At 54.1% G+C, this 17,059-nt stretch carries 17 protein-coding genes; 5 read left to right on the forward strand and 12 right to left on the reverse strand.

The annotated features are described in order from the left end of the window. Positions 1–9: 9 nt before the first annotated feature. Complete coding sequence (locus WKJ04_RS15605) at positions 10–1,659, reverse strand: amidohydrolase family protein (protein WP_337881256.1); 1,650 nt, start codon at positions 1,657–1,659, stop codon at positions 10–12. A gap of 225 nt (positions 1,660–1,884) precedes the next feature. On the opposite strand from WKJ04_RS15605, the gene rimO reads away from it, so the two are divergent. The 4 genes from rimO (at position 1,885) to WKJ04_RS15625 (ending at position 6,704) form a co-directional block, all read left to right on the forward strand. Further along, positions 1,885–3,288: a 30S ribosomal protein S12 methylthiotransferase RimO gene (rimO, locus tag WKJ04_RS15610; protein ID WP_337881257.1), complete on the forward strand. Its 1,404-nt coding sequence runs from the start codon at positions 1,885–1,887 to the stop codon at positions 3,286–3,288. A gap of 270 nt (positions 3,289–3,558) precedes the next feature. Beyond that, positions 3,559–4,254: a DUF1080 domain-containing protein gene (locus WKJ04_RS15615; RefSeq protein ID WP_337881258.1), complete on the forward strand. Its 696-nt coding sequence runs from the start codon at positions 3,559–3,561 to the stop codon at positions 4,252–4,254. Continuing rightward, a complete protein-coding gene (locus WKJ04_RS15620) occupies positions 4,254–5,942 on the forward strand; it encodes a GMC family oxidoreductase (protein ID WP_337881259.1) in 1,689 nt (562 codons plus the stop codon). The genes WKJ04_RS15615 and WKJ04_RS15620 overlap by 1 nt, the downstream gene beginning before the upstream one ends. Then, positions 5,943–6,704 carry a gluconate 2-dehydrogenase subunit 3 family protein gene (locus WKJ04_RS15625; protein WP_337881260.1) on the forward strand — a complete coding sequence of 254 codons (762 nt, stop codon included), beginning with the start codon at positions 5,943–5,945 and terminating at the stop codon, positions 6,702–6,704. A gap of 57 nt (positions 6,705–6,761) precedes the next feature. Here the strand turns inward: WKJ04_RS15625 and WKJ04_RS15630 are convergent, their stop codons facing one another. From WKJ04_RS15630 to WKJ04_RS15650, 5 genes are all read right to left on the reverse strand, one after another. Further along, on the reverse strand, positions 6,762–7,211 hold the full coding sequence (locus WKJ04_RS15630) for an energy transducer TonB (RefSeq protein WP_337881261.1): 450 nt from the start codon (positions 7,209–7,211) through the stop codon (positions 6,762–6,764). A gap of 225 nt (positions 7,212–7,436) precedes the next feature. Then, positions 7,437–8,291 carry a DMT family transporter gene (locus WKJ04_RS15635; protein WP_337881262.1) on the reverse strand — a complete coding sequence of 285 codons (855 nt, stop codon included), beginning with the start codon at positions 8,289–8,291 and terminating at the stop codon, positions 7,437–7,439. Next, positions 8,291–8,671, reverse strand: coding sequence for a DUF1761 domain-containing protein (locus WKJ04_RS15640; RefSeq protein ID WP_337881263.1), 381 nt, complete (start codon positions 8,669–8,671; stop codon positions 8,291–8,293). Before WKJ04_RS15640 ends, WKJ04_RS15635 begins: the two co-directional genes overlap by 1 nt. Before the next feature lie 58 nt (positions 8,672–8,729). Next, on the reverse strand, positions 8,730–9,077 hold the full coding sequence (locus WKJ04_RS15645; RefSeq protein WP_337881264.1) for a hypothetical protein: 348 nt from the start codon (positions 9,075–9,077) through the stop codon (positions 8,730–8,732). A gap of 83 nt (positions 9,078–9,160) precedes the next feature. Next, the gene (locus WKJ04_RS15650; protein ID WP_337881265.1) at positions 9,161–9,967 is read right to left on the reverse strand and encodes a hypothetical protein; all 807 of its coding nucleotides are present in this window, start codon (positions 9,965–9,967) and stop codon (positions 9,161–9,163) included. Positions 9,968–10,238: 271 nt separating this feature from the next. Here WKJ04_RS15650 and WKJ04_RS15655 point away from each other — a divergent pair, with 271 nt between their 5' ends. Further along, positions 10,239–11,015 (forward strand): transporter substrate-binding domain-containing protein, encoded by a 777-nt coding sequence (locus tag WKJ04_RS15655; RefSeq protein ID WP_337881266.1) that lies wholly within the window; start codon positions 10,239–10,241, stop codon positions 11,013–11,015. On the opposite strand, the gene WKJ04_RS15660 is transcribed toward WKJ04_RS15655, so the two are convergent. The 6 genes from WKJ04_RS15660 to WKJ04_RS15685 are packed head-to-tail and all read right to left on the reverse strand — an operon-like array spanning position 11,000 to position 17,011. Continuing rightward, the gene (locus WKJ04_RS15660) at positions 11,000–12,787 is read right to left on the reverse strand and encodes a cation:proton antiporter (RefSeq protein ID WP_337881267.1); all 1,788 of its coding nucleotides are present in this window, start codon (positions 12,785–12,787) and stop codon (positions 11,000–11,002) included. The two genes, WKJ04_RS15655 and WKJ04_RS15660, sit on opposite strands and share 16 nt — an antisense overlap. 1 nt (position 12,788) lies before the next feature. Further along, positions 12,789–13,328 carry an NAD(P)H-dependent oxidoreductase gene (locus WKJ04_RS15665; protein ID WP_337881268.1) on the reverse strand — a complete coding sequence of 180 codons (540 nt, stop codon included), beginning with the start codon at positions 13,326–13,328 and terminating at the stop codon, positions 12,789–12,791. Positions 13,329–13,368: 40 nt separating this feature from the next. Next, a complete protein-coding gene (locus WKJ04_RS15670) occupies positions 13,369–14,127 on the reverse strand; it encodes an NUDIX domain-containing protein (RefSeq protein ID WP_337881269.1) in 759 nt (252 codons plus the stop codon). Positions 14,128–14,180: 53 nt separating this feature from the next. Continuing rightward, positions 14,181–15,383 (reverse strand): ABC transporter permease, encoded by a 1,203-nt coding sequence (locus tag WKJ04_RS15675; protein WP_337881270.1) that lies wholly within the window; start codon positions 15,381–15,383, stop codon positions 14,181–14,183. Beyond that, a complete protein-coding gene (locus tag WKJ04_RS15680; RefSeq protein ID WP_337881271.1) occupies positions 15,384–16,169 on the reverse strand; it encodes an ATP-binding cassette domain-containing protein in 786 nt (261 codons plus the stop codon). Further along, the gene (locus tag WKJ04_RS15685) at positions 16,169–17,011 is read right to left on the reverse strand and encodes a DUF3025 domain-containing protein (RefSeq protein ID WP_337881272.1); all 843 of its coding nucleotides are present in this window, start codon (positions 17,009–17,011) and stop codon (positions 16,169–16,171) included. The genes WKJ04_RS15680 and WKJ04_RS15685 overlap by 1 nt, the downstream gene beginning before the upstream one ends. Between the last annotated feature and the right edge of the window lie 48 nt (positions 17,012–17,059).

Raw genomic sequence — 17,059 nt, forward strand, 5'->3', positions numbered from 1 at the left:
AAACGTAGGTTACACAGCTGCCATGCATTCCACTTCCACCCTGGCCCCTAAAGCAAGGCCGCTGGCGGCGAAAGCACTGCGGGCTGGCAGCGGCGCTTGCACGTACTGCAGATACACCTTGTTTGCCGCTGGCCAGTCCTTAATGTCCGCCAGCATCAGGGTGCATTTAAACAGCTTTGCATACCCCAGCCCGTGCTCCTGCAACACAGCACCAATATTCTGCATCGCCTGATGCATCTGGCTGTCAATACCGGTGCCGTTCAGCGTCATAGTGCCGGGCAAATTGCCCAGTTGGCCCGACAGATACAACACGCCATTGACCGCTTTAGCGCTGCTGAACGGCAGCTTCGGATCGTCGCCGCGGTAAACAAAACGGCCATTTTTCAGCACATGACGGATCTGGGTGGTTCGCTGAATATCCTCCGCCGGGTTGGCAGCAAGCACCAGCAGGTTGGCCTTTTTGCCCACCTCAATACTGCCCAGTTGCTGCTCAACACCAATGGCTTTGGCGCCATTGAGCGTGGCCGCCTGAATAGCCTGCAAAGGAGTGAGCCCGGCCTGTTCCACCAACAGCTGCAGTTCCTGATGCAGCATAGGGTATGGCAAGCCTGCCATTTCACTTTGATAATCCGTGCCAGCCACAATAGGGATACCCTGCTGATGCGCCAGTTTGGTCAGCAGAATACCGTGCTGGTAAATAGTGGGAGCATTGAGATTACGCCGTTGCAGCTGATAGAAAATAGTCAGGGTCGCGTCCAGCATGGTGCTTTTGGCTTTCATTTGCTGCAGCAACCCCTGGTAACGTTCCGGGTTAAAAGAGGCTTGTTTCACCTCAGCGCTGATCGGCTGATCATTGCGCCGCCACAGCTCAAATGGTGAAATCACGGTGGCGGCTAAATCCGGCGCATGGGATATCACGTCAACACCCGCCTGCACTGCATCTTCGGGTTTGGCCGGGCCTACATAAGCATGGGCCCATACCTTCACGCCATGACGTTTGGCCGCATCTGCCAGTTTGGGCATCAGCTCTGCCGGCACTTTGGCGTAAATCTTGATACCTGTGGCACCAGTACCCAGAGTGCGCAACATCACTTCATCCATGGCAGTGGCAGCTGTGACCGCACGCATCCAATCGGTGTTGCCCGGCTCACGTCCCCGCGCAGACGCTATGGTGCGGGGATCGGCAAAAAACTCCGGCCCGCCGATAATCACCGAATAATAAATATCGGGTGCCTGAATGAGATCCAGCTCCGCCTGACGTTTGAGGCCAGCCAGCACCCGCACATCGCCGCCCATATCCCGCACCGTGGTGACGCCGCCGCGCAACAAGAACCGCATGCGCTGCTCTACCAGCTGCGCGTGATCAGCACCTTCTGGTTCAGTGGCGTTATGCACATGGGCATCAATCAGCCCGGGCAACAGGTACTGATCAGTTAAATCCACCACTGTGGCAGCTTTGGCCCCCTGGCGACTTCCAGCCGGATAAATAGCGGTGATCTGCCCGCCTTCAATTTCGACAGTTTGTGCCGGAATAATTTTCAGCGCGTTCACATCCACCAGATTGACATTGCTCAGCAGCAGGGGTTGCGCCAGGACAGCAGGAGCGACCGCCAGTAATGCCAGGCCGGCCTGCAGCAGTACGAAAGGATTTATCTTCATGATGAACCTGTTGTTATTGTGATCCTGCTGTTTTTATACCCAAGCGGCCTGCAATACACCAGCACACAGTGCCCTTCAGGTTTGGCTTTTCCTGTTCCCCACCCGGCCTAACCTCGCCCCTCACCTCGGGGCTGCGCATTTTTTAACCAGAAGGCCCTGTACCTTTGCTTTGGTTCAGGTATAATCGCGCGCACTTTTTTCCGCCCCTAACTTTGCAGGAATTCCATGACAGTCGAAACCTTTGACCCGAAACAAACCACCACACTGGACACGCCAGTGAAAAGCCTGACTGAGCAGGCCGCCGTGGCCAATGGCACAGGCGCAAAAATCGGGTTTGTGAGTTTGGGCTGTCCGAAAAACCTGGTGGACTCCGAACGTATTCTGACTCAGCTGAAAACTGAAGGTTATCAGATAGTCCCCACCTACAATGACGCTGAACTGGTCATCGTCAACACCTGCGGTTTTATTGACAGTGCAGTGCAGGAATCGCTGGACACCATAGGCGAAGCCCTGGTGGAAAACGGCAAAGTGATAGTGACAGGCTGTTTAGGTGCACGTGAAGATGAAATCCGTGAAGTACACCCCAATGTGCTGGGGATCACTGGCCCACATGCCTATGAAAACGTGCTGAAACAAGTGCATGATTTTGTGCCGAAACCCAAATACGACCCTTTTATTCAGCTGGTGCCGGACCATGGTGTCAAACTGACACCCAAGCACTACGCGTACCTGAAAATTTCCGAAGGCTGTAACCACCGCTGCACCTTCTGCATTATCCCGTCGATGCGGGGTGATTTGGTCAGCCGCCCTATAGGCGAAGTGCTGGACGAAGCGGCCCGCCTGCAAAAAGCCGGGGTGAAAGAGCTGTTGATTATTTCACAGGACACCAGCGCTTATGGTGTGGATGTGAAACACCGCACCGGTTTCTGGAATGGTCAGCCGGTGAAAACGTCGATGCAGTCACTCTGTGAAGCTCTGGCCGATTTAGGCATTTGGGTACGCCTGCATTATGTGTATCCCTACCCTCATGTGGACGATCTGATCCCGCTGATGGCCGAGGGTAAACTTCTGCCTTACCTGGATATTCCGTTCCAGCACGCCAGCCCGCGTATTCTGAAGTTAATGAAACGCCCAGGCCAGTCCGACCGCGTATTGGAACGTATCAAAAAATGGCGTGCGATCTGCCCGGATTTAACCATCCGCTCCACCTTTATCGTCGGCTTCCCTGGCGAAACCGAAGACGAATTCCAGGAATTGCTGGACTGGCTGGAAGAAGCCCAGCTGGACCGTGTCGGCTGCTTTAAATACAGCCCGGTGGAAGGCGCCAAAGCCAACGACTTGCCAGACCCGGTGCCGGAAGAGGTGAAAGAAGACCGTTACCACCGCTTTATGCAAACTCAGCAGCGTATCAGCGCTGAGCGCCTGCAGCGTAAAATCGGTCGCACTATTGCCGTACTGATTGACGAGGTGGACGAAGAAGGCGCCATTGGCCGCAGTTTCGGTGACGCCCCGGAAATTGACGGTGCTGTGTACCTGAATGGTGAAACTCAACTCAAACCAGGGGATCTGGTCAGCGCCTTGGTGGAAGAGGCTGACGAATACGATTTATGGGCCAGCCTGGTCGTCTGAACAGCTGAAACCGATCCGCGAAAAGCCAGAGTTTTACTCTGGCTTTTTTGTTTCCGCTCTGCTGCACTTTATCCTGAGTTCGCGCCTGTACAACTCAAATCCCTTCTCTGCAGCTTGCAGCCTGAGCACAGGCTTGTTCTGATGGGTGTTTTGTCGTATTAAAACATAACAGCGCAAACGAGTTCGCTTCCCTGAGGCGGCCTGTGGTAAAACCAACCAATGCACTGAAAACAAATTACAACAAACTACAGAAAACGATGGGGTCTTGTGATGCAACGACGAATGTTCTCCACTCTTTTATTCTGCTCGGCTCTGGCTTTACCAGCAGTGGCCGCGGATAACCAGCTGACAAAAGAAGAACAAAATGCGGGCTGGACATTGCTGTTTAACGGCCAGGATATGCAGCAATGGCGCAATTTTAAAAGTGACAGTTTAAACCCTCTGTGGGTGATTGAAGACAACGCCATGAAACTGACGGGCCAAGGTGGTGGCGATATTCTGACCAAAAAAACCTACAGCAATTATGAGCTGATGCTGGACTGGAAAATCTCAGAAGTCGGCAACAGCGGCGTGCTGATTATGGCCGATGAAAGCGGCAAGTATATCTATTCCCATGCGCCGGAAATTCAAATCCTTGATAACGAGCGCCATCCGGACAACAAACTGGCCACCCATTTGTCCGGTTCCTTATACGATATGGTCGCCTCCCCTGTCGCTTCACAGAAAAAAGCTGGCGAGTGGAACACAGCCCGCATCCGGCTGGAAAATTCCCGCCTGCAGGTCTGGCAGAACGGCATAGCGGTAACCGACATTCTGATTGGCAGCGCCGAGTGGAAAAAACTGGTTGCAGGCAGCAAATTTGCCACATGGCCTGGTTTTGCCGCCAATAAAACAGGCCATATTGGCCTGCAGGACCATGGCGACCCGGTATGGTTTAAAAACATCAAAATCAAAGAGCTGAACTGATGAGCGCAGAACAACAAAGTACCCATGAAATTATTGTGGTCGGTTCTGGCGCCGGTGGCGCTATGGCCGCCTACGAGCTGACCCGACAGGGCCGCAAAGTGCTGCTGCTGGAAGCAGGCCGGGATTACGACCCAAAAACTGAAACGCCGATGTTTAAACCCAATCACGCCGCTCCGCTGATGGGGGCATCGACAGTTGACAAAGACTTTGGTTATTACGACTCCACCATAGACGGCGGCTGGACAGTGCCGAATGAGCCTTATAGCTCCGCAGAAGGCTCGGAGTTTTTATGGTGGCGGGCCCGGATGCTGGGTGGCCGCACCAACCATTGGGGCCGCTATTCGCTGCGGTTCAGTGAACATGACTTTAAAGGCAAAAGCCGTGACGGTTTAGGCGCCGACTGGCCTTTTACCTACGACGACATTGCGCCCTGGTACGATAAAACTGAGGCTCTGGTAGGGGTCTGCGGCACCAATACCGGGCTGGATGATATGCCGCCCTCGCCGGAAGGAGTACTGCAGCCGCCCCCTAAACCCCGGATCCCAGAACTGCTGGTCGCCGCCGCGGCGAAAAAACTGGGCATTGCTGCCGCGCCTATGCACAGGGCCGTTTTGACCAAACCTTTGGATAACAGAGCCGCCTGTTTTTATGCCACACCATGCGGCCACGGCTGTTCCATTGGCGCCGCCTTTCAGACCACCACCTCGCTTATTCCTATGGCCAAAGCCACAGGTTTACTGGAGGTACGCACCAATGCCATGGTAAGACGGGTAGACACCAACGCGAATGGCCAGGTGACAGGCGTCACTTACGTTGATAAAACCACAGGGGCGGACGTGACACTGAATGCCAAGGTGGTGATCCTGGCCGCCAGCGCTTGTGAAACCGCACGTTTACTGCTGAACTCCAAAACCGACAAGCACCCGCAAGGCCTCGCCAACTCCAGTGGTCAGGTCGGCAGGAACCTGATGGATTCCACCGGTGCCAATCTCAGCGCCATGATCCCGGCGCTGCAAGGACGGCCACGCTACAACGAAGACGGTCATACCGCCAACCACTTATTTATTCCCTGGTGGGGCCACAAGGCGCATGCCAACAAAGAACTGGATTTCCCGCGCGGTTACCATTTTGAAATTGGTGGGCGTTTTTCTGAGCCTGGCGCTTATCTCAGCGGTCAGTTTCAGGGATATGGTAAGGACTTAAAACAACAGGTCCGCCAGCACTACGGTGCCTCAGTCGGCTTTGCACTGCGGGGCGAAATGCTGCCGAATGACGATTGTTACATGGATATCGACCCAACACTGACAGACAAATGGGGCATTCCGGTGGCGCGCTTCCACTGGAAATGGTCTGAGCATGAACTGAAACAGGTCGAACATGGCTTAAAAACCGCCAAAGCCATTTTTGAAACCATGGGCGCGACAGTGGGTGAACTGCCTAAAGCTGAAGAGGCCATTCTCAAAGGTGGCCAGATCATTCACGAAGTGGGCACCACCCGGATGGGCGAGTCCGCCAAAGATTCAGTGACCAACCAATGGGGCCAGAGCTGGGATTGTCCGAACCTCTTTGTCATGGACGGCGGCGTCTTTGCATCGAACCCACACAAAAACTGCACCCTGACTATTCTAACCCTGGCCATGCGCAACTCGTCCTGGTTGGCCGGACAACTTGCCAAAGGAGCGCTGTAAATGAGCAACGAACACCAACAACAGTACCGCTCCGGTCTGACCCGCCGTGAGTCGTTGAAACTGATGCTGGCGCTGACCACCACCGCCTTATTGCCTGGACTGGCAGGCTGCGAAGACAGCCGTAAAGCAGCTGCGGGCCCTGCCGCCGCCAAAGCGACCGGTGAACACTGGCCAGAGCTGAAATTAGAACCCATTACAGCCAAAGGTTACGGCAAAGACCCCAACCTGATTATGCCCCCTGAGTCGCCCTGGCCACTGACCATGACCGCCAGTCAGCTGACCCTGCTTGCTGTGGTGGCTGATATTCTGGTTCCGCGGGAAGGTGCAGTGCCTTCAGCCTCCGAAGTGCATGTGCCGGCCGTGGTGGACGAATGGGTCAGCGCGCCTTATGAAACGCAGCAACAGGACCGTGTCACCATTCTGAGCGCCTTGGCCTGGATCGATGATGAATCAACCCAGCGGTATGGCCAAAGCTTTACCAGCCTGGCTAAAGCCGAACAACTGAGCATTATGGATGACATTGCCTACGACAATGCCCAGACGAAACCGCAGTTTAAACGCATAGCCGGTGCTTTTAACCGCTTACGCAGCCTGGTGCTGGCCGCGTTTTTCTGCACCCCTGAAGGCATGAAAGACATTGGTTATCTGGGCAATACCGCCATCGCCGGTGACTACCCAGGCCCCAGTGCCGAGGCTTACAGCCATCTGAACTCGGTGCTGAGCCAGCTTGGGCTCACAGACTACGCCTACCCGGTCAGCTAGATCCAGCATAAAAAAGGCGGCTTGATAGCCGCCTTTCTCCTATCTACCCGCATTCTGTTACTGACAAGGGTACTTCGCCTGCACTTCACAAGCCGCCTGCACTTGCTCTGGTGCCGCGTTTGCCATACAAAAATCAAGCCTGACTAACTGCTGTGCTGGCTGAGCTGTCTGTCCATCCGCTGCAGTCCAGCGCCAGCCTTTAATCACTTTCACCGCCGGGCGAATTTGATGGTTGACTGGGATGGCACTCAGCACATTCACATCCCCTGTCTTGCCTTCGGCATCAATGCTGACTTTGAACACACCACAACCGACCCAGCCATTTTTGGCCATCTCTACCGGGTATTTGGGCGGGCTGACGTCTGCTCTGCTCCAGAGCTGGCGACTCCCTTCTGCATTCACCGCACTGTAAACCACAGTACCACTGCCTTTGCTGGGCGAATTGGCCGACACAGCCAGACCACTGCACAATGCAGGCAGTATCAGCAAGCAGCTGCTTAATTTCATCACATTCTCCTGGAGGAACACTGATTTATCACTCTGCCTTCTTAACGGGCAGAACCTTTTTTATATCAGCAGATTACATGGGCGAAAATAGCGTCGTCCAGATGGGCTGAACCAAAGAAGCAACAGATTCGGCAGGAAGCGACGCCGGATCGACAGGCTGCGGATTTTCAGTCATGCAGCGCCTGAAAGCGTAAAAAAATAAGCGTATCCGTTGCTCGTTGAGGCTCAGGTTTTGCTTCTTAACACCAGGCCAACACCCCCCAATACGGCGCAAGAAGCCAGCGCCAGACGCAGACTAATAGCCTCCTGCAAAAACAGCACGGCGGCAAAGGCTGCAATCACAGGCACACTCAACTGCACTGTGGCAGCCGTCGTGGCTTTGAGCAAAGGCAACACCGCATACCATAGTGCATAACCCAGGCCCGACGTCACAGCCCCCGATACCAAGGCATAGACGACACCGACAGCCTCGAACGACTGAGCCTGCCAGTACCACAGGCTCAGCAGCAGACAAAGCGGCAAGGTGCGGATAAAATTACCCGCGGTATGGTGCAGCGGGTCGCCGGCCCCTTTGCCACGTATCGAATACAAAGCCCAGGCCACACCGGCACCGAGCATCAGTACCGCAGCCAGCAAAGGCGGCGCTGAAGCGCCTGGCAGCAATAACGCCAGCAAGCCAGCCCCGGCCAGCAACAGGCCGGCCCACTGAAGCAGACTGAAGCGCTCCCCCCGGTAAAAGCCGTAGCCAATCATTGAAATTTGCACAGCACCAAACAGGATCAAGGCACCAGTCGCAGTCGTCAGCTGCAGATAAGAAAACGAGAAACCGGCAGCGTATACAAACAACGACAGGGCAGAAAGCCAACTACCGGACAATGTTCCCCGAGCCCTCAGCGGGGCCAGCCCAGTGCGCAGTGCAACCAACAGCGCCAGTGTGACTGTGCCCGACAACAAACGCAGGCTGGTAAAACTGGCAGGGTCAATAGTGCCGTTCAGCAAGGCGGCGCGGCACAACAAGGAATTACCGGCAAAAGCCAGTAATGCCAGACAAGTCAGACCAACAACTTTCCATACAGGCATCAGCTACAAAGCCAAAACACCAGTGCAAATACCACAAACTGCACTGTGTGGTAGCCACCATCAATCAGCCATAACTTCACCGAGCGCTGCGCAAACTGATAATTAATGCCAAAGCTGGCGCCGACCAGCCCTAAACCAACCAGCAGCCCCATATGCAATGCATGGTGCAATGCAGGCGCCGGGCCAACCAAATGGGCAAAACAGGTCGCGGCCAGCAGCGAAAATAAAAAACTGACCCCAAACACCCTGGCCGGATGACCGGTTTGCGGCACGCCGCCGTTTTCATCATTCCATACCTTGCCAAACAGCAAGGGGGAATACCACAAGCCACCCAGCATAAAACTGGACACTGCGGCCAACACTATGACCCATATTGGCATTTTGCCTCCTGTAACACCCGCACTCTGGTGCGGGCTGAATGCTCAGACAGTCGCCGGCTTAGCCCGCGTGTTTATCCACCAACAACCGCAGTTTGCGGTTACCTATCTCAATGCTCGCTTCCTGGCCATAGGCCACCAGCAGCTCAGGTTGCAGCGTTTCGCCATTTAAGGTCAATACAGTCACCAGTTTCGCCCGGTCGTTTTGCTCCGGAGTTATGGTCAGCTGGTAACTGAACTTGTCGTCTTCCCTCACTGTGGCCGTTTTACCAGCCTCAACCACCAGCACAGGTGAGGCAATCAGCTCGCCATGGTCGTAAATCGAAGTGGATACTTTGTACAGCTCTTCTGCAGCACAAGATAAAGTCGTTAACAGCGCCGTGCTGATTAACAGAGTGGTCAGTTTCATCATCATTTCCTTATTGAGGGATCAACTTAGGTTATTCACTATCAGGCGGACTGAGTGCCAGCGCGTTGCTAAGCACCATTAGCTCAATTGGTTTCATAGTAATAAAGGTCATCCGCCACCCTATCCAATATGGACAGCTGTTTAAAATCGGTCAGTGGCTGACTTAATTTAGGTCGGCTGGCACCAGCGTTCAGCAACAGAACACCGGATTCATTATCTCCTACCCCAACCCCAACCAGACGAATACCCTCAGGCTCCCGTCTAAGCGCACTCAGGCCAATATCACGCATTTGTGCAGTCAGCTCATCAATTTGTGTTTCAGTGACAGCAATACTGTCCAGATAGGCTGCCCGGCTCGGCCATGTTTTCCAGACTCCAGACGGCACAAACCCCATCTCGGCGCTGGGGATAGCTTCTTTGGCTGTCCCAGATAAGACGAAGAGATCATTCACCCTGCTCTCGTCTTTCGGTGCCCAAATAGAAAGGAGCTGTAACCCGTTAATCTCCCGAAAACTCTGGGCCAGCGTGCGCAGCCTTTCAGGCTGGCGGATCAAATGAGCTTTACGACTGGGCGCGCAGAGCGGGCCACAAAAAAAGTAGTCAGTGATCCGTTCCGCCTGAAGTTTGCATGCGTGAGCTGTTGCCCCCAGGTGCAGGTTTCTCAACTCGTTCGCTTCTGTAGCGTTGCTGGCTTTGCGAACTTCCAATCCAAGCGGACCAAAAGTAAAAGTGCGATAAGGAAAGATGGCCGGATTGGCCCGAACCACTTCACAAGCGTCCATCAGATGAGGGATAAGCAACCGATATTCTTCCTCCCCCCGAAAGCGATGATCCGCAATTACGGGACCAGCCACTAAAAACGTCAACGCGACTAACGATGTCCTCATCATTAATGCTCCTTGTTTGAATGAACCTGCGCTCAACGGCTAGCCTGAGGCGCTTCCATCGGCACTTTGCTGGTGAATTCGACTCTCAGTCAGCAGCAGAAGCTATCCATCATCAGGCATTTACAAAGAAAATCAATGGCTTTTAGTGGGCAACCCTGTATTTTTTCAGGGACAGCCAACAACGCCAGCTGATTATTTAGTGCCCCGCTTTGCCCGGTTTGTCCTGGTGACCCATACTGACATGCCGCCTTTACCATTTGCCGGGAGGAAACGAATGCCTTTGAGGCTACACTTTTTTGCACTGTTCATCGTCCTGTCCACTTCCATCGGCCTGGCTGCAGAGTCAGCCAACAAAACCGGCAAAGTCCGGTTAGGCATCCACAATTTTCCGCCCGGTTTTGTGATGTCCGGGGATGGCAAGACCTGCTCAGGCCGTGCTGTCGACATTCTGGATCGGATCCTCAATCCTGTGGGCTTACAAATAGTCCCCCAATGTGGCACACCGGCCCGTATTTATCGCCAGTTGGACAGCGGCGACCTGGATATTGGCATCAGTACCATCACCAACCCGCTGGTCAATCACTCCCATCTGTTCCTCACACCGCCTTACACCCAACTGGTCTTAATGCTCTACAGCCACCCGGAGTCAGCAACAGGTGCCGCCACGAACTCTGTAGTTGCGATACGAGGCTTTGAATACCAGGGGCAGCGGCTGAAGCTGATTCAGCAAGGCTTTGAATTTATAGAGATGCCCGATGCGGTCAGCGCCATCAACTTCTTTTTGCACCAAAGGGCTCAGCACCTGATCAGCTACCAAGAGCCCTTTTTGCATTATCTGCAACAACACGACGCCGCCCCCCAGAGTCAGATAAGGCAACAGCATCTGATGACAGTGGACGCCCAGCTGGTGGTGTCAGCCCGCTCAGCCTATAAGGAGCGTATCATCCAGGCTGTGGCTCAGTATGCAGCCAGGCATCAGTGCCACTACCTGACCGCATGCCCGCCCACCGATGCGGCCGCACCAACCCCTGAGATTCAACCGCCGCTCTGATAACGCTGCGGCGTTTCGCGGCTTTCACGTTCCAGCTGGCGTTGCAGTTCTTCACGGCTTTGTTTCAGCAACTGCAGGTAGCTTTTTTCATCCTGCTGCTGGCGAATGAGCTGCATTTTATCAATCAGGTCATAATTGGCGGCCCGAAAGCGGTCCGCCAGCTCTTTGGCTTCGTACTGCCCCAGCCCCAATTGCGTTAAGACAGCGCGGCCCTGATGCAACGAAGCTTCAAACAGCTCCCGCTCGATAAACTGCACACCAAGCGCGCGCAGCTGATACAGATGGGCAACGTCCTTGGCTCTGGCCATCAGGGTCAGGTGTGGAAAGTGTTCACGTGCCGCCGCAACAATACGGTTGATGGCGTCCACTTCATCCACCGCCACCACCAGCACTTTGGCTTTGGCGGCCCCTGCAGCTTCCAGCACATCCATCCGGCTGGCGTCACCGTAATACACATGAAAGCCGAATTTACGCATGTTCTGAATCGTATCGGAGTCGTGATCCAGCACTGTGGGGACCAGGCCATTGGACAACAGCAAACGGCCGACAATCTGACCATAACGGCCAAAACCGGCGATAATCACCGGGCTGTCGTTGTCCTGCACATCACTGCTGCCGGAGGGTTGGGCTGCACCGCGGTACAACCAGTGGTCATACAAGGTCATCAACAAGGGAGACACCGCCATCGACAACGCAATCACCAGGTTCAGCATGGCGCCTTCGGTGGCACTGAGCAAAGCCCCTGCAGTGGCCAGCGCCGCCAGCACAAAAGCAAATTCACTGCCTTGCCCCAACAGCAGCGCATAGCCCAGACGCTCCGGCCTGGCCAGCTTCAGCAGTATGGCCACAGCATACAACAGCGCTAATTTCACCACTAAAAACAACAGCAATAACAGCAGGATCAGCGGCCATTGTTCCAGCAATAAAGCCAAATTGATGGCGCTGCCAATAGTGATAAAAAACAGGCCTAAAAACAGCCCTTTAAAAGGTTCCAGGTCGGCCTCCAGCTGATGGCGGAACTCGGAACTGGCAAGCAGCACACCGGCCATAAAAGCACCCAGGCCCGCAGAAACTCCAACCGCAGTCATCAGCTCCATCACCCCTATCACCAACAGCAGTGCCAGACCCACAAAGAGCTCGCGTGAACCATAATGCGCCACCCAATGCAGCAAATAACCAATCAGGTAACGCCCGGCCAGCAGTAACGCGGCAACCGCGGCCAGTGCCCACAAAGGCTCAAAGCTTTTAGCACCTTCTGACGGCGCCAGTACGGATACAGCAATCAGGAACGGAATGGCGACCATATCCTGCAGCAGCAACGCACTGAACACCGTCTGCCCTGTTTGTGTGCCCATCAGATTGCGGTCTTTCATCAACTGCACCGCGACCGCCGTCGAGGACAACGCCAGGGCCAGACCGATAAACACCGATAACCCCCAGGACAACCCCAGCAACTGACTGCACAGCGCAATACCCACTGCGCAGGCAATCACTTGCAAAGAGCCAAATAAAAATACGCGATGGCGCATGGCCCACAGCTTTTTCGCATCCAGTTCCAGGCCAATACTGAATAACATCAGCACCACACCCAATTCAGCGAGCAGCGCAATATCTGCGGTATTTTCCGCCAGTGCCAGACCCGCAGGTCCTAAAGCCAAACCAGCCAGCAAATAGCCCAGCACCACGCCAAGACCAAGCCTTTTGGCAAGCGGCACCACCAGCACCATAGCGGCCAGATAAATCATCAGGTAAGTCAGAATGTTCAGGTGCATATCAGCTCCGCTCTGTGTGACTGACAAGGGCCAGTTGCTGCAGACCACTGCGGTATCGCTCCGCGGCCTCTGCCGCCGTGGTTGTGTCGGCCAATGGGGGCAGGATCAAAGGACTGTGCCAGTGCATACCACAGGCTTCTGCCAGTTGCTGCATGGGTTTAAACAGGCTGTGGGGATCGCAGCAGTCCGGGTCCTTGCCCTGACCGACCATTTGAGCAACCAGCCAGAACCCCAATCCTTGTACCGCCGAGCTGACTTCGCCTTTGCTGTTCTGACCAAAAGCCCAACCTTTGACAAAAACTTTGTGCAGATACTGCACCAGCAGAGCCGGTGGCAATCCCCATTGCAGCGGGTAATGCAGGATGATGGCATTGCTGTGGCTCAGCATTTTCTGTTCGGTCGCCACATCAATATAAAAATCCGGATACAGCTGGTATAAATCGCGCAGTTCAAGGCCCGGCCAATGCTGCACCGCATTCAGCAGCCATTGGTCTTCCCTGGCATGCAGGGAATACGGGTGTGCATACAACAAACTAATCATCCTTCCTCCCTGCCAAGAGCCTCGATTCCATAGGAGTGGCTCAGCTTTGGGGTGTTAACGCAGAAAAAATTTCATAAGCCTCAGGCGACTGCATATAGCCTGCAACTTTGTGCGGGTACAACACCACCCCATTCAGGGCAGTTTTTAGCAGCAATTTATTGTACGGATTGGCGTTGTCATCCTGCAGATAAGCGTCCACATCAAACCAGCGCGCCTGCAGTATCTCGTTGACGTCGGCCACTGGTGTTTTTTCATCCGCATGCAGGCGGCAGACAAAATAAATATTGGACGCCCCAAATTGCCCCTGGTGATGGTGGCGCAGCGCCAGCATGCTATCAAAACGGGCTTCGATACCGGTTTCCTCCCGTACTTCCCTCACCACGGCGTCAGCCAAATGCTCTTTCGCGTCCACCATACCGCCGGGTAATTTAAAGTAACCTGCTGTTTTGCCGGGCAGGGGTTTTTCCTGTACCAGCAGCACCCGGCCCTCTGGCGACAGCACCACAGCCCCTACCCCGATACTGTGCGTAGCCGCCAGCGGAAGGTAGGCATTCGCCTGCAGTTTTTTTACCAGCATCAACATCCCCGGCTGGCAATGGTGAAACTCAAAACCCAGGGCGACCGCATAAGGCACTAAATCCGCCCGGCTGGCTGGCAGCTCCAGCCAGCACAGCCGGTAATCAGACTGCCAGGCGACAATGCTTTGGGCCAGCCGGTCACTGAATTCAGCCGCTGACACCGGCAGCTGGTCAGGCCCGATAAAACAACCACCATACGGATTCACTAGGGCTTCAAACATCCTTTGCTCCGGCTAAAAACAAACCCGGCCAGGCCGGGTTTGTTGCACTTTTACTAACGGAATAACACTTTTTCTTTCTGGAACCAGTGGACACAAAATGCCAATAAAGCCCCGGCCAACACCACTGTCGACCCCAGAATTGCCAGCAACATGCCGGTGTCCATGGTGCCTTTAATCAGCTCTTTAATCGCCAGCGCCACATTGGTCACCGGCAGCATCGCCATGGCCCAGTTCAGCTCAACCCCAGGCAATAACGCCACCACCAGCGGCATAAAGATGATCATGCTCAGCGGGCCTACATAGTTTTGCGCTTCTTTAAAGCTGCGGGCGTAAATCGACAGACTGAGCAGCAAGGAAGCAAAAATGGACGACAGCGGGATCAGCATCAATAAAATCAACACTAAATCAGCCAGGCCCAGCGTGCTCATGGTTTTTTCGACTATATCCACGCCCATAATGGAGCCAATCAGATAACCCCAACCGCCAAAGCTGGTCACGGTGATCATCGCCGTCGCCAGCCCTGTGGTCAGTACAGTGAAGAATTTCCCCAGCACTATGGCCGTCCGGCTGATGGGGCAAATCAGCAGGGTTTCCAGCGTACCACGCTCTTTTTCGCCGGCACCTATATCGATGGCCGGATAGGAGCAGCCCATCAGACACAGCGGGATCAGTATGTAGGCAATAAAACCACCAATCTTTTCACCCAGGTTTTCCCGGCTTTCCGCGGTGTTCACCTTGTCCAGCTTCACTGGCTGCAGTAAGGCGTTCACCTGCTCTTTGGCCACCCCCAGCTTTTCCATTTTGGCCAGCTGCAGTTGCTTGCCGTACTCATTTAACAGGTCGTTGAAGTACTTATCAATCATGTCCAGCTGCGACGACATGTTGTACACCACAGTCCAGGTGCTTTGGTTCAGCTGTTCCGCCGAGGGGTCAAAATCAGCCGGAATCATAATGGCCAGATCAAACTTATTGTCACGAATGGCTTGCTTCAGCTGGTCGACTTCGGTCAGCTCAGACTCCACCTGTTTAAAGTTTTTGTGGTAAAACAACGCCTCCTTCAATTCAGGGGCCTTGTCTGCATTGATAATCACATACCGGTGTTCTTCCGATTCGGCCTTTTTCACCACATTGGCCATCACAGCCCCCATAATGCCAAACAGCACAGGGAACACCAGAATAGGCAACAGGATCACAAAAAACATGGTTTTTTTATCACGGACCAGCTCGGTCAGTTCTTTCAGATACACCTGCCACATTTAATTCTGCTCCTTCTGAATCACAGCCAAAAAGGACTGACGTAAATCGCCGGTTGGGCTCAATGCCTTAAAGGCATCCAGGCTGTCAGCAAAAGCGCTGATGCCTTTATCAATCACCACCACCCGGTCGCACAGGGACGACACTTCATCCAGATGGTGCGTCGAAAAAATCACCGGCGTGCCCTGTTGTTTCAGCGACTGGATAAAATCCAGGACCGTCTGAGTCGTCATAATATCGAGGCCCGTCGTCGGTTCATCCAGAATCACCACGGCAGGGGAATGCACCACGGCCCGGGCTATGGCGGTTTTTTGTTTCATCCCGGTCGACATGGCGTCGGCACGGCGGTTGGCAAAGTCATGCATATTCAAAAGAGTGAACAACTCGTCAATCCGCTGTTTCAGCGCGGCTTCGCTCATGCCATGCAAACGGCCAAAATAGGCGACATTTTCCAGCGCGGTCAGCCGGCCATACAAACCGGTATTGCTGGACAAAAAGCCGATTTTCTTCCGTGCCTGCACCGGCTTTTTCAGCACATCGGCACCATCAATCACCACAGAGCCGGCATCCGGCTGCAGCGCGGTAGATAAAATACGTAAGGTGGTGGTTTTACCCGCCCCGTTGGGGCCCAGCAGGCCCAGCACTTCCCCTGCACCGCAGTGAAAACTGACATGACGCACCGAATGAAAAGCGTCTTTGCTGTAACGCACATCCTGTTTTTCACTGTCGGATACTTTCTGGCCGCGACTGATGGCAAAGGATTTTGCCAGTCCGCTGATTTCAATCATCAGGAAACTCCCTGTTCTGTCTGTTGCCGTTTTGGCCGGAAATAACTGGTGTCCTGATAAAACGCCAGGTCCTGGCCCGCAAACCACCCAGGTACACCTAACAAAGGCAATGGGCTAAGTTGCTGATGATTCAGCAGTTGCTCAGGCTTGGCAAGTTGTTTTGCTAATAATTCATCTACAAAACTGTAACGCTCTGTATCAAATTCTTGCTGCCGGTCAGCATCTATTTCCAGCAGCCACAGCTTGGCGGTCAGGCCAATAAAGGGCCGGGTGGCCATTTCATAATTGGCGTGGCCGAAGATCATCGGTTTTAGCTGAGTCCAGAGATCCCGCTGCTGATAAAACGCTTTTTGCCATTGATGTTGCCGCAGCCACTGCGCCAGTTCAGCCTGTTCTGGTGTCAGGCACAACACCACGCCACATTCATCCAGCAAGGTCAGCTTATGACGGATTTTACTGCGTACTTTCTGGCCATGCGCCTGCAGTTCGGTGCGGTGCAGCCTGTTGATCTGCTGCTTGGTGGCAGGAAACAAACACCAAATCAGTGCACCAAATAAGTCATGCCAGTTGTTGGCCCGCAGCGGAATTTGCCGGGTGTCAAAAATAAAGTCTTCGTAGTAACGGCCGTCCTGTTCCAGCACGCTTTGGTCCACAAAACGCCAGTCCGTTAATCCGGTCTGTTGATGCAGCCACTGCGTCAGTTGCCGGCAATCCGGAAACTGGCGGCAGTCAGCCAGGGGAAAGCGTAAAGCAAGATCGTTAAACAGCGGATTTGTAAGAAAAATATCGCTCTGCCACTGAGGCGGTGCCAAAAATCGGCCAGGTTTTTCTGTTGGGGTCATGCGGTTATCCTGTGGCCCGCTCTGAAAACTTCAGCCAGGCCTTACCTC

It is taken from the genome of Rheinheimera sp. (assembly GCF_037442345.1).
Classification (GTDB): Bacteria; Pseudomonadota; Gammaproteobacteria; order Enterobacterales; family Alteromonadaceae; genus Pararheinheimera.

Bases quoted from the DNA above. Each gene is read 5' to 3' on its own strand.
- WKJ04_RS15605 (WP_337881256.1), bottom strand. From the start codon at position 1,659: ATGAAGATAAATCCTTTCGTACTGCTGCAGGCCGGCCTGGCATTACTG.
- rimO (WP_337881257.1), top strand. From the start codon at position 1,885: ATGACAGTCGAAACCTTTGACCCGAAACAAACCACCACACTGGACACG.
- WKJ04_RS15615 (WP_337881258.1), top strand. From the start codon at position 3,559: ATGCAACGACGAATGTTCTCCACTCTTTTATTCTGCTCGGCTCTGGCT.
- WKJ04_RS15620 (WP_337881259.1), top strand. From the start codon at position 4,254: ATGAGCGCAGAACAACAAAGTACCCATGAAATTATTGTGGTCGGTTCT.
- WKJ04_RS15625 (WP_337881260.1), top strand. From the start codon at position 5,943: ATGAGCAACGAACACCAACAACAGTACCGCTCCGGTCTGACCCGCCGT.
- WKJ04_RS15630 (WP_337881261.1), bottom strand. From the start codon at position 7,211: ATGAAATTAAGCAGCTGCTTGCTGATACTGCCTGCATTGTGCAGTGGT.
- WKJ04_RS15635 (WP_337881262.1), bottom strand. From the start codon at position 8,291: ATGCCTGTATGGAAAGTTGTTGGTCTGACTTGTCTGGCATTACTGGCT.
- WKJ04_RS15640 (WP_337881263.1), bottom strand. From the start codon at position 8,671: ATGCCAATATGGGTCATAGTGTTGGCCGCAGTGTCCAGTTTTATGCTG.
- WKJ04_RS15645 (WP_337881264.1), bottom strand. From the start codon at position 9,077: ATGAAACTGACCACTCTGTTAATCAGCACGGCGCTGTTAACGACTTTA.
- WKJ04_RS15650 (WP_337881265.1), bottom strand. From the start codon at position 9,967: ATGATGAGGACATCGTTAGTCGCGTTGACGTTTTTAGTGGCTGGTCCC.
- WKJ04_RS15655 (WP_337881266.1), top strand. From the start codon at position 10,239: ATGCCTTTGAGGCTACACTTTTTTGCACTGTTCATCGTCCTGTCCACT.
- WKJ04_RS15660 (WP_337881267.1), bottom strand. From the start codon at position 12,787: ATGCACCTGAACATTCTGACTTACCTGATGATTTATCTGGCCGCTATG.
- WKJ04_RS15665 (WP_337881268.1), bottom strand. From the start codon at position 13,328: ATGATTAGTTTGTTGTATGCACACCCGTATTCCCTGCATGCCAGGGAA.
- WKJ04_RS15670 (WP_337881269.1), bottom strand. From the start codon at position 14,127: ATGTTTGAAGCCCTAGTGAATCCGTATGGTGGTTGTTTTATCGGGCCT.
- WKJ04_RS15675 (WP_337881270.1), bottom strand. From the start codon at position 15,383: ATGTGGCAGGTGTATCTGAAAGAACTGACCGAGCTGGTCCGTGATAAA.
- WKJ04_RS15680 (WP_337881271.1), bottom strand. From the start codon at position 16,169: ATGATTGAAATCAGCGGACTGGCAAAATCCTTTGCCATCAGTCGCGGC.
- WKJ04_RS15685 (WP_337881272.1), bottom strand. From the start codon at position 17,011: ATGACCCCAACAGAAAAACCTGGCCGATTTTTGGCACCGCCTCAGTGG.